The organism is Bradyrhizobium sp. AUGA SZCCT0222 (genome assembly GCF_018130205.1).
Lineage (GTDB): Bacteria > Pseudomonadota > Alphaproteobacteria > Rhizobiales > Xanthobacteraceae > Bradyrhizobium.
Genome location: NZ_JAFCLX010000025.1, coordinates 99,555 through 110,995 on the forward strand (window position 1 = coordinate 99,555; position 11,441 = coordinate 110,995).

6 protein-coding genes (1 of these 6 only partly in view) are annotated in these 11,441 nt (G+C 60.7%); 1 reads left to right on the forward strand and 5 read right to left on the reverse strand.

Annotation, left to right across the window (positions count from 1 at the left end):
• Positions 1–6,691, reverse strand: the 5' end (the start) of a protein-coding gene (locus JQ629_RS37180; protein WP_249135204.1) for a tandem-95 repeat protein. Its footprint begins 24,980 nt before the window's first position; 6,691 of the gene's 31,671 nt are visible here — the first part of the coding sequence; it begins with the start codon at positions 6,689–6,691; its stop codon lies beyond the left edge, outside the window.
• Between the two features lie 213 nt (positions 6,692–6,904).
• Between JQ629_RS37180 and JQ629_RS21960 the strand changes: the two genes are divergently transcribed.
• Entirely contained in the window at positions 6,905–7,306 is a 402-nt protein-coding gene (locus JQ629_RS21960; protein ID WP_212414412.1) for a hypothetical protein, read from the forward strand.
• 428 nt (positions 7,307–7,734) lie between these two features.
• On the opposite strand, the gene JQ629_RS21965 is transcribed toward JQ629_RS21960, so the two are convergent.
• From JQ629_RS21965 to JQ629_RS21980, 4 genes are all read right to left on the reverse strand, one after another.
• Complete coding sequence (locus tag JQ629_RS21965) at positions 7,735–8,343, reverse strand: hypothetical protein (protein ID WP_212414413.1); 609 nt, start codon at positions 8,341–8,343, stop codon at positions 7,735–7,737.
• A gap of 126 nt (positions 8,344–8,469) precedes the next feature.
• The gene (locus tag JQ629_RS21970; protein ID WP_349631305.1) at positions 8,470–9,087 is read right to left on the reverse strand and encodes a toxin-activating lysine-acyltransferase; all 618 of its coding nucleotides are present in this window, start codon (positions 9,085–9,087) and stop codon (positions 8,470–8,472) included.
• Between the two features lie 629 nt (positions 9,088–9,716).
• Complete coding sequence (locus JQ629_RS21975; protein WP_212414414.1) at positions 9,717–10,229, reverse strand: hypothetical protein; 513 nt, start codon at positions 10,227–10,229, stop codon at positions 9,717–9,719.
• Between the two features lie 81 nt (positions 10,230–10,310).
• Positions 10,311–11,051 carry a hypothetical protein gene (locus tag JQ629_RS21980; RefSeq protein ID WP_212414415.1) on the reverse strand — a complete coding sequence of 247 codons (741 nt, stop codon included), beginning with the start codon at positions 11,049–11,051 and terminating at the stop codon, positions 10,311–10,313.
• Positions 11,052–11,441: the final 390 nt, after the last annotated feature.

Genomic DNA, 11,441 nt, shown 5'->3' on the forward strand with positions numbered 1-11,441 from the left:
ACGAGAAGGCGACGATCAGGTCGGAGGAGCCGATCGAAGCGAGCCTGACGACTGCATCGTTCGAGGCATAGGCCTCGAGCACCACCGTGGCGCTGGTGACCCCGGATGGCATCTCGACGCTGTCGATGCCTTCCAGCGAACCGATGGCGACGCGCGAGTTCTGGCCGAGGATGAGACGGTCATGCCCGGCGCCGGGATGCAGCGGGCTGTCGGTCGGCAATTCGCGCAGGTCGACCCGGTCCTGGCCGGCGTTCGACAGTCCGTCGCGGATGATGCCGCGCACCTCCTCGATCGACAGCGTCGTCCCGTCGGCGAAGACGAAGCTCTCGACGGGTTTGGCGCTGTAGCCGGAAAGGATGGCGAGCCGGTCGGTGCCGTTGCCGATCGTGATCAGCAGGTCGCCGTCAATGTTGCGGAACTGGACCAGCTCGGGCGTGATGCCGCTTCCGAACACGACCTTGTCGATTCCGCCGGTGTCGTAGACGCTGTCGCTGCCGTCACCGATGCCGAATTTGTAGGTATCGTTGCCGAGCCCGCCCTCGAGCGCGTCGAGGCCGGCGCCGCCCGCGATCGTATCGTTGCGGTTGTCGAACCCGATCAAATGATCGTCGGCCGCGGTGCCGGTCAGCATGCGGTCGATGATGGCTTCGATCGACAGAATCCGCCCGTCGGCGAACTCGAACTGCTCGACACGGGTGGTTGAGAGGCCGTTGACGATGGTCAGGACGTCGAGGCCGCTGCCGAGATCGATGATGAGGTCGTTGCCGTTGCGGCGGACGATAATGTCCTCGAGACGCACGGAGGCGCCGAACACCACGCGATCGATGATGCCGGCCGCGTCCGGCCGCTCATTGATGCGGTCGAAGCGATAGCCGGCCGAGAACGCATAGGTGTCGGCCAAATTGCCGCCGTTGAGCGTGTCGTCACCCTGGCGCCCGTCCAGCACGTTCTCCTGATCGAGCAGGCCGGTGATGGTGTTGTCGCCGCGGTTGCCGCCGGCGATCTGCAGCCGTTGCTCGACATCTGATATCGTGACGATGGTGCCGTCGAAGAAGCGGAACAGCTCGACGCCATCCTCCGCATCGCGGAACTGGTTGCGGATGCGCAGCGTGTCGGTGCGCCCCGTGATCGAGATCAGAAGGTCGTTGCCGTCCTTGGTGTAGACGACGTCGGCGGTGGTGATGCCGCCGCCGAACTGGACCACGTCGTTGACGGGCACCTGCATGCCGCGCCGGTCCGCCCAGCTCGCGCGCACGCGGCGGTCGATGATGACGTCCTCGCCATAGCCGGCGTCGAACTTGTAGGTGTCGCCGCCGTCGCCGCCGGTCAGCGTGTCGTTGCCGGCGCGCCCGTCGAGGGTTTCGGCGAAATTCGAGCCGGTGATGGCGTCGTCGCCGTTGGTCCCGACAAGGTCGATATCTTCCGGGTTGACGTCGAGGAACGACACCGCGCGGTCGGTAAAGACGAGATTTTCGACCGCAAAGGTCTGGCCGTCGTCGCGCACATACTGGTTCTCCAGCACGAAACGCTGGCCGGTGGAGCGGACCGTGATGATCAGGTCAAGCGCGGTGCGGGTGAAATCGACGTCGGTCGAGGCGATGCCGGCGAGAATGAGCTGGTCGTTGCCCGACGAGTCGAGGATGGTGTCGTTGCCCTCCCCGATCGCGACATAATAGACGTCGTTGCCGCCGAAGCCGATCAGGCGGTCGTCGCCGGCACCGCCTTCGATGGAATCCGACAGCTCCTCGTAACCGTAGATCGTGTCGTTGCCTGATGTCGCGGCGATATTGATATAGTGCTGGGCGAGCTTGAAGCCGGTCCAGGTGGTGCCGTCGCCGAAGACGATGTCCTCGATGAAATTGATGAAGCCGAGGATCGGAACCGTTTCGAGGAAGTCCTGCAGCACGACTTCATCATTGGTGCCCTTGACGCGCATGCGCAGCGTATCGGTCGCGCCGTCGCGCAGGAAATCGAGGTCGGTCCAGCGGATCTCGTCGACGAATTGCAGCTTGTCGTGCTGCGGCGGATCGAACAGCCCGGGTATCGCGTTGTCGATGATGACGTCGCGGCCGTAGTTGCGACCATAGAGATAGGTGTCGTCGCCTTCCTTGCCGGAGAGGAAGTCGTCGCCGGCCCCGCCATCGAGGGTGTTGGCGTTGATCATGCCGTAGATCGCGTCGTCATCCGCGGTCTTGGCGTTCTTGAGGACCTGCTCGACGATCTGCGTGAAATCGAGGCTGGAGCCGTCATCGAAGGTGAAGCGCTCGATCAGGTTCGGCGCGACATAGTCGAGACCGTCGCTTGAGCCCAGCGCCTCGGAGAACAGACCGATCCCGGTCTTGATGCCGGCGAACTGCCCGATGATCTCGAGCGTGTCGCCGGTCGGGTTACCGTTATTGTCGAGGATGACGATCTTGAGATTGCCGCTTTCGCCGTCGCGGATCAGTCGCAGATTTTCGGCGTTGATGCCGCCCTTGAAAGTCAAGACGTCAATGCCGGCCTTGACGGGCCCGAACGAGAAGTTGCCGAGATCGTCGATGACGTCGTCCCCGTCGCCGGCCTGGAAGACATAGATGTCTCCGCCGGCGCCGCCGCTCATGTAGTCGTTGCCCTTGCCGCCCCAGAGGATATCGGCCGAGCCCGAGCCCATCAGGCTGTCGTTGTAGAGGCCCGCGGCACGGTCCCGGTCGAGCACTTCCACGGACATGCGGAAGCGGTCCCAGGCCACGCCGTCGGCAAAGACGATGGCGCTGACGCCGGAATCCATCCGCTTGCCGTTGGTTAGGAGCTCATTGAGTTCGCCCTTGAACTGGTCGGTCAGGCGGATGGTGTTGGTGCGGCCGCGGATCTGAAGGATCAGGTCCTCGCCGTCGCGGATCGCCTTGACATCGGCGGACAGCACGTCGGTGAAGCGGAGCTGGTCGCCGTCGCCGTGGTCCTTGTCGTCGATGAAATCGTCCCCGGAATTGCGGCCGACGAAATAGAAGTCCGCGCCAAGCCCGCCGCGCAGCGTCTGGTTGCCGTCCGTCATGTAGAAGTAGTCGGCGGAATCGGTACCGTTGACGATGGTGTCGCCGGTCGCGTGCGTGATGATGCGCTCGTCGCTGATCGACAGCGCGTGGGCAACACCGCGGATGTCGAGATCGACGCCGACCGTCTCAAAGGCCGGCAGCATCATCTGCATGATGAAGGCCTGGTCGACGGCGAGCGTGCCGCCGGTCAAGTTGCCTTCACCGGAGGGACGATAATCCGGATAGACCTGCGCGAGGATCCCGTTCCACTCGGCGAGGTAGTCGAACACGGCATCGTCGGCGTTGCTGGCCGGCGCGCCGGCGAAGATCGCCTCGAACATCGGGGCGAGTTCGCGGTTCGTGGTCGGCTTGTAGCTGTCGGAGGCGATGTCGTATTTGACGCCCTGGAAGAAGTCCTTCAGCCCGCCCTGCATCGCGATACGCACCGCATAGCGGCGCGAGGTCGCGATATACTGCTCCATGACCGGCTGCAGCATGTCGATCATGGTCGCGATGCCGGAGACGTATTGCGCCGGATCGGTCGAGAGGTTGGCGCTGCCGCCGGGACCGACGGCGTAGGCGATGTGGCCGGTCGCATTGTCGAGCTGCGCCGTCAGCATTTCGGGACGGAAATCGACGCCGCCCAGCGAGGTCGCGAAATGGAACTGGGCCGGGGTGAGCATTTCGACGCGATAGGTGGAATCGTCGGTCGAATTCACCTCGTCGAGCGTATCGAAGTCGATCGCATAATTGCGCAGGTTGAATTCTCTGGAGTCGCCGGTCTTCCATTCCAGCTCGATGGCGCGATCGAGATTGCGCGCCCAGACATAGAAGGTGCCGTCCTGGTCGGTGACTTTAACCGTGTAGTCGACGGCGATGCCGTCGGTGAAACGCACGCCGATCTCCTCGACCGGAAGGTCGGCATAAGGGTTGAAGCCGATCTCTTCAGTCCGCCATTCGGTGCCGGTCGGATGCGCGAGCGCTAGAATATCACCCCTGGTAGCATAACTGGTCGCGGAATCGGACGCGAGCTTCCACGTACCGTCGGCCTGCTTGATGCCATAGTCCAGGATGACGGCGCGTCCGTTCAGGACGCCCATCAGATAGGGCGCGGCCTCGCGGTGGGTCACCGCTTCGTCGCGGTCCGACGGCGACCAGGTCTGCTCGAGGCGCCAGCCGGCGCCCGAGGCTGCCGCCTGCGCCAGCACGTCCTGCATCGTCGCGCGCGCGATCGGTTGTCCCTGCGCGTCGAGCACCGGCGCGCCGGAGGCGAGCGTCCAGTAGCCGCCCTGCGCGTCCTCGACATAGACGCCGCGGTCGAGCAGCACGGCCTTGCCGTTGCCGTCGAGGCCGACCAGCACCGGTGTCAGCTCGCGCGTCTCTTCCAGCGCCGCGCCCCAAGCGCCGAGCACGTCACCGACCTGCGCCACCAAGGTGCGTATCTTTGGCGTCGTCATCGCCGCGGCGGTGGACGTCACCAGTTCGCCGAACGCGATATCGTTCGCCATGGTGATGGCGAGGTTGGTTATCCGCCCAAAACCCCTGACATCCAGCGTCGAGCCGGACTGCCAGTCAGCCCGGCCGGCTTCACCGGCGTATCTCGTATCGGTGTCGTTCGACGCCAGGATGGCGTCAAACATCTCTCTGATGGCGCCGCCTTCGAAGGTCACGTCGCCAACACCAGTGAGCCGCGTCCCCTGCGGGGTCAAAATGTCAATGGCGGTCACGCCGAGATCGAGGGTGACAATCCCGAGTTGGTCGAGCGTCCTCAGCTCGCCGGCATCAGTGACGCCGTCGCCGTCGATGTCCTGCCAGACCCTGAGGTCGGACCACAACGCATCCGAAGCCGTGATCTTGCCGTCGCCATTGGAATCGAGCGCCGCGAGCTGGCCGAAGCCGGACTGGCCGACCCCGCCGAACATTTCCGAGATGTCGTCGATCCCGCCATTGCCGTTGAGGTCGCGGACCAGGAAGCCGTCATCGCCCCTCAGCCAGCCGGTGCGCTCGGCGAACAGATCGCCGTCGATGTCGAAATAGACCTGACTGACCCCGATCTCAGTCGTCTCGATGCCATCGCCATCGAGATCGATCACCAGCGGATCGAGGGGGGCGGCCCACTTCATGGACTTTTCGAACCGCATCGCGGCCGCGGCCAGGGTTACCGCCTGATCGATCAGCACGTTGCCGCCATACTCCGCGGCGATCGCAATGCCGTACACCCCGAGCAGGGGTTCGAGCATCGTCATGAGATTGGCGATCGGATTGACCGCCTTGAACACCATGCCGAAGTCGCCCTGGCCGGTGAGCTCCGTCTGCTGGAATCCGATATAGCTGCCGACGAGGTCGAAATCCTCGACCTTCATCCAGCCCTTGAGGATGCCTTGCGCATCGAGCGCCTGCTGCGCCTTGTAGGCATCACCCGGAATGACGTTTAACACCGCCGTGAAGAGCAGGTCGAACGTGTTTGAGACGAACATGTCCAGCCGGCCATTGGCGTTGGGCCGGAAGATATAGGTCATCCACGGGAATAAATGATCGAAATAGATCGAACGCGCAGGATCGTATTTTCCGCCGCCGGCGGCTACCGAGAGCGCAAAATTGGCCATGCCAACGGCAGCGCCAACGCCACCAAACGCCATGAGACCGGCAATGCCACCCTCTGCATTGCCGCCGGTGAGACTCAGTCCATAAAACTTGAGCACGTCATGATGCTGCGCATCCTTGATGACGGTATTCGCCGAATACCAGAAGTTGTCGCTATTCGCGGCGCTGTCTTCGACCTGCTGGCCGGTTTCGGGATCTCTTCCGTCGATCGTATCGCCGAAGATGACGCCGCCGTTCGAGCCGTTGTAGATCCAGTCTCGCCCGAGCCCTCCGGCGGTTGTAGCTTTGTCGCCCCCCAGGACGATGACCCAATCGTTTCCGGCGCCGCCGTCCAGCTTCAGCGTATACTCACGGTCGGCGCGCTTGGCGTTGGGATCGCGCGGGACCGGTTGATCGCCACGCGGATCACCTGATTCCTGCCATTCCTTCTTCTGCTTCTCGGCTTGGCGCTCGCCATCGCGCACCGAGCGTTCGATCGCCTCACCGGGCTTGATGATCTCCGGGGTCCAACCAATCAGGACATCGTTGCCCTTGTCACCATAGACTTCGCCGGCACTTCGATGGATCAACCAATTGTTCTTGTCGTCTCCATAGAGAATGGAAACATCATCGCCGATGAGAATGTCGTTAGTGGAGCCGGGTATCGCCGCGGACTCGCCGCCGCTCCATTCGATGGCCCGCCCGATTACGCTTTCCAGCGACGATTCAACCAGTCCACCAAGCTCCTTCTTTGCCCATTCCAGGTACGTCCCAACCTTCTTCTCAAAAGCGGTCAAGCTCGCGTCAATGGACTTGACGATCGGAAGCAAGGGGTTGCTCGGGTCCAACCCGTAGTCGTTCGCCAGATAGTTAACAATTTTTCGAATCGCCGCGTAGGTAGCGACGGCTGAAAGAGTAAAGACAACGGCCGGACCGATCGGCGACAGCGATGCAACCACAATTGCACCGAGCAGTGGTATCGATTCGACAAATTCCTTGGCGCTTGCCTTTAGATAAAGCTCGAACGCTCCAGGCGTGTTCTTGCGCCGGTCCCACTCGACCCAAATATTGCCGATGGCAAGGACTCCAGCCGCCATCGAAAACCCGACCCTGGGCTTGTTGATGGAACCATCCGGATGTTGGTAAAACTCAATTGCCTTCTTTAATCCTTGCCGCGCAAATTCCGGAATCTGAGCGCCAGCAGCGGTGGCCATCTGAATGATGGCGCGTGCATGCAAATCTGCAAACTCCGCGTACTTGGCCATCATCGCGCTTGAGTTGCGATACGCCAGCAGAAAGGTGCGCTGCAGGTGGTCAAGCGACGTGTAGGCCGCCGCCCCGAGAGCAGATCCAAGGATGGAAACGAATTCCTTTGCCTTGTTGAGAATATTCTTGAAGGCAGCACTTTCAAGAAATGGTTCCAGGCGACGACGGTCAACAAGGTCGCCCTGACCTTTGTTCATCGCCTTGAACGTATCTTCGACGAGCGTATAGAACCGATCCTGCTTGATCAGATATTCTTTGGAGGCGCTCTGGGGGACAACCTCTCCATTGAGATCGACCCCGACCAGGCGAGGTACCTCCATTCTCATAAAGCCGCTGTTGTCGCTTACATTACTGCCGAGAAAAGCGCGCGCCCGCGCTCCGGATTCCTTCGCGTTATTCGCAAAGTCTGCCGAACCGTAGTTCCACAGAATGGTTTCGATGGCTGACGCGCCGCCTGCCACATTGCCCCTATAAAGGAGAGGTCCACCTGGTCGCGTCGATGAAAAATTGTCGAATGTGGACACGAAATTTTGGATGAAGGACTTACCCTGCGGACTTTGTAAAAATTGCCCCCAATCAGTCCTTCCGATCGTACCAGCGGATCGCCCTGCGGCGGCCATCTCGTCAACATACTTCTCGGCGAGTCCGAAGGTCCCATCTGACCAAAAAACGTATACGGGACTTCCGCTTCCACCACGTACGATCGCTCTGTTGGCGGATAGCCTCGCATCAAGTTGAGCTTCGAGGCCCGCGTTTCTTAGCTGCGCGATGAATTCAGCCTTCTCAGCAGCGCTCAGAATGCTTCCGTCGGCTTTGGTGTAACCGGAGAGAACCGCGTCGACAGCGTCATTGAAGACGCTCGCACCGAGGATGGTCATCGCACGATCTCCTGCGATGACAGGATGACCCAACCGGGTTCGGGCGACCTGAATTCGGCCGGCGACAGTTTGAAGAAGCCAATGAGCACGTCACTACGTATCCAGACTTCTGCTGATTTGACGCCCGCAAACCTAGCAGAACGAAAATCGTAGGCCTTCAAAGCCGTTAGCCGGGACGCCGAAGTAATCGCATAAAAAAGAGTGTCGCGTCCGTTGTCGGATACTTCCGGCAAATGCCTATTCTCAATTGTTTTTGCTTTTAGTCTGAACGAAGCCACATCGTTTTCGATCTTGTATCGGATGCGATCCCCGTCGACGCTCCAAAACAACGAGACACTCTGAATTTCCTCATAGCGGCGGGACTGGAAGATTGTGGGGACGTCAACAAGATGAGCCGTGAGCGGCGACATCAGCCAAATTCTGCGATCTTCCTCCGACGGCGGTACGAGCAGTCGATTCGGATCGATCTCGGGATCGTATCCAATGCAGAGTAGTGTCTGGTCTGGCTCAAGGCCGCTCGTTCCACCAAAATGGACACGAAGCTTCAACAGTGGATCAACGAGGAAGCCCGGCTGAACCTCGACAAAGTTGTCGCGGAATACCATGAAGTCTCCTTCTCGATGACGATCCCGTACCATTGTATGCTCAACATTACGGTGCCCGACAGATTTCCACGTTGAGATGATCTGGAACGATTGAAGCCCCAAAAAGCCGAATTTGACGATCGGCGGTTAGGCGTCGCCCTTCCCCACCGCATCCCCCACCGGCCGCACCTTCATCTTCTCCAGCACCGCCGGATCGACCAGCTGGCTGACGATCGGATGAATTCGCACCGGCTTGTCCTTCACCACCTGCTTGAAGTTCGCGAGCACGGCGGTGGCGACCTTTTGCGAGGGGGCGATGACGTCGAGCAGCCAGGTGGTCTCGCCGCTGTTCCAGTCCTCGGCCTTGAGGCGGACCGGGAACACGCGGGCCTGGATCTGTTCGCGGATCCTGGCGTCTACCTCGTCGGAGACGCTGGCCCAGATCGCGATGCCGGCGGTCTCCTCGACCTTGCCCTCGCCGCCGGCCTTGGCGATGGCGATGCGGTCGCGGATCATCGGCTCGACCACCAGATGCATGACGTCGGCGAGCGTCTGGTTGCGGTAGCGCGGCAGGTTCAGCATGGCGAGGACCACTTCGCCGACGCTGGCCTGAATCCTCGTCTTGAACGCCGTGATTTGCGCCAGCACTTCCGGGTCGAGCGGGCGGGCCTCCGGAGCGGCCTCCCCGGCCGGAACGCCGCCCTTGATCCCGTTCAGAACCGGCTTCTCGGCTGCTGCTGACTTTCCGTTCGTGCTCTTTGCCACGGGCTACTCCCTCTGCTTTTCAATCCGCCCGGTCGGGGCGTGTCGTTGTCAGGGGAGATATGAGCTTGCGGCCGGGTCGCGCGGGCCGGAGCCCGCTATCGACCAGACCGCAGATTGGCCGGCATTTTTAGCCGGCGGCACCTTCCGTTAGCATGGGAGCAAGTGGACGCCCGACCGGTTCGGCCTGCCTGGCCGAAACCGTGGATGCGCGCGCGTCGTCCTGCCGCCTATGATCGGAAGTGGCCCCACCACCCCTGTTCCTGTCCGTTCATCGAACATTAATATCTTTACAACCTCAAGACGAAATCGCACTTCCCACCAAAAACATTGCGCGATTTGTCCGCCGGTTACGTTTTGTGTCTGTTTTGTCTACCGGTCCGGTCCCGCGGCTTCGGGTTCCACTCGAACGAATCGGCGCTCGGTCCGGCAAGCGACGCGGTTTTCGCGTTGGCGCGATGGATCGATCGCGCTTGCGATATACGGCTGGATATAGCGCTCCGGCGATTGGAATTTGCCAACGCGCGCGGCACTGTTGGCATAATATTCTCTTCAAGCATCCAGCTGCGTAGGGCGGGTTCTCTTTAACCCGCCGCTTGGATCGCGAGATGGCGGGTTAAAGCGAACCCGCCCTACGCGGGCTTTTGATCAAGCCCTTTCAAGTCGTCGAGGAAAAAGCCCGGAAGAATCTCCTGCCTGATTGCCTCGGCATCGGCGCATTGAAGGCTTCCCCGTTCTTGATCGTATAAAACTCCGTAAAGGAACCCAGAAGCTGTTGGGTTCGAAGGCGGCGAAGCTATTCCATTCTGACCCAGATCTCTCTTGAGCTCGAACCACGTCAGAAACAGCCTGATTAAATGAGTTAGCTCTCTCGACTCGTCTTCTGGCAATCGATCGGGTGTCGGGTAAAGCCGAGCCATATCGGAAATCTTGCTCATCAAATCAGGATTTTCCCTGATTGCTTTGAGGCAATCCACGAGAAAACTGAGTTTGGGCAATTGCAATTCCGACACGGGTATCATGGCGGACTCTTGTGAGTCTCCGCTTCTTGCCTTCTGTTCCGCGTTCAAAGCCCAAAGCTCCTCCAGCCAACTGAAATATTGGCCGTTTGCATCAGTCCATGGCTTGTATTTCTCGTCAGTCATTTTGTACGTCCACGGTCAATGCCTTTGCCCAGGTTGTCAGCTGCGTAGGGCGAGCTGTTCCGCAGCCATCGCTCATCCCCTTCAGTCCCGCACGAACATCTTGTCCGCGCGAATGGACTCCCATGCCGCCGGCGAATCCAAACTGTCGATCTTGCCCATCGCGATTGCGCGCAAGAGACTGTGCACACCGAGATGGCCGCGATTGATCAGCCCATACTTGGCCCTGATCGCGTCCTCAAGCGGCATCACGACATCCCTCAGAAGGTCGTCGTCGATACCGGCAAATTCGCCCTTCTTGACTACCTCTTTGACCACGTCCCAATAAGCGGAGTTCGCCATCAAACTGCGGGCCATCCACATCACCTCGTCCGCAGTCGCTTTTTTAGTCAAGATGCCGCCGCGATCGCCCACCCGTTCAAAGAACCGATCTTCCAGAAAGGCGCGGGCCTCCGGATCGTCGACGCCGGAAACCGCGCCGCCGCCAATCCATCGCGCGAGCGTGACCGCAAGGTTCAGGAGCAAAGGATCACGTGTGGAGTCGAGTGGCGGGAACGGAACCTCGCCGCAGAAATCATGAGCAAACGTGGTAGGCCTGCGATCTGGCGCACGCCAGGTCCTGCGGGCAACGAAATCGGCCAGCACCCGCGCAATGACATTGACTTCTTCGGGTGTGAAATCGCGATGCACTCCGACACGCTCGAATGCCTGTCGCGCCGCTTCATCAGCCCGGAGAAAAGCCGTCAGTTCGAGCAATTCGTCGACACTCGTCGGTTCGAACATCTTCTGTGGTGGGGGCGACGACTCGTCGGATTCAGGACTCATGCAATTACCTCCACGGATGGCGATTGGCGTGACGCGATGGCGGCGGGCTATGCATGGCTGAGCACGGTCATGAAAGCGTCGATTCGTCGCCCGAGAATGGAGTTAGGCATCACATCCACGGGTTGTAAACGGGAACGCGGAGCGAGCCCTAACTTTCCGTGAATGGAGAAAAGCAATCTGCTGCAGTGGGCGGAGGCGAAAGCCCGCTACCCGTCTACGAGCCTCGCCCCGGTGCCTCCCAGCCAATTGCGAAACGCCAGCTGCGTCGCCTCACACGCAAGCACAATCTTGCGGCCCGCCTGCGACAAATCAACCCGACGAGGCTGGGCAAGAACCTGCGTCTAGCTCGTGCAAGGGAGCGCTTGGCGGCAAGGGGCGAACTGTTGCGAG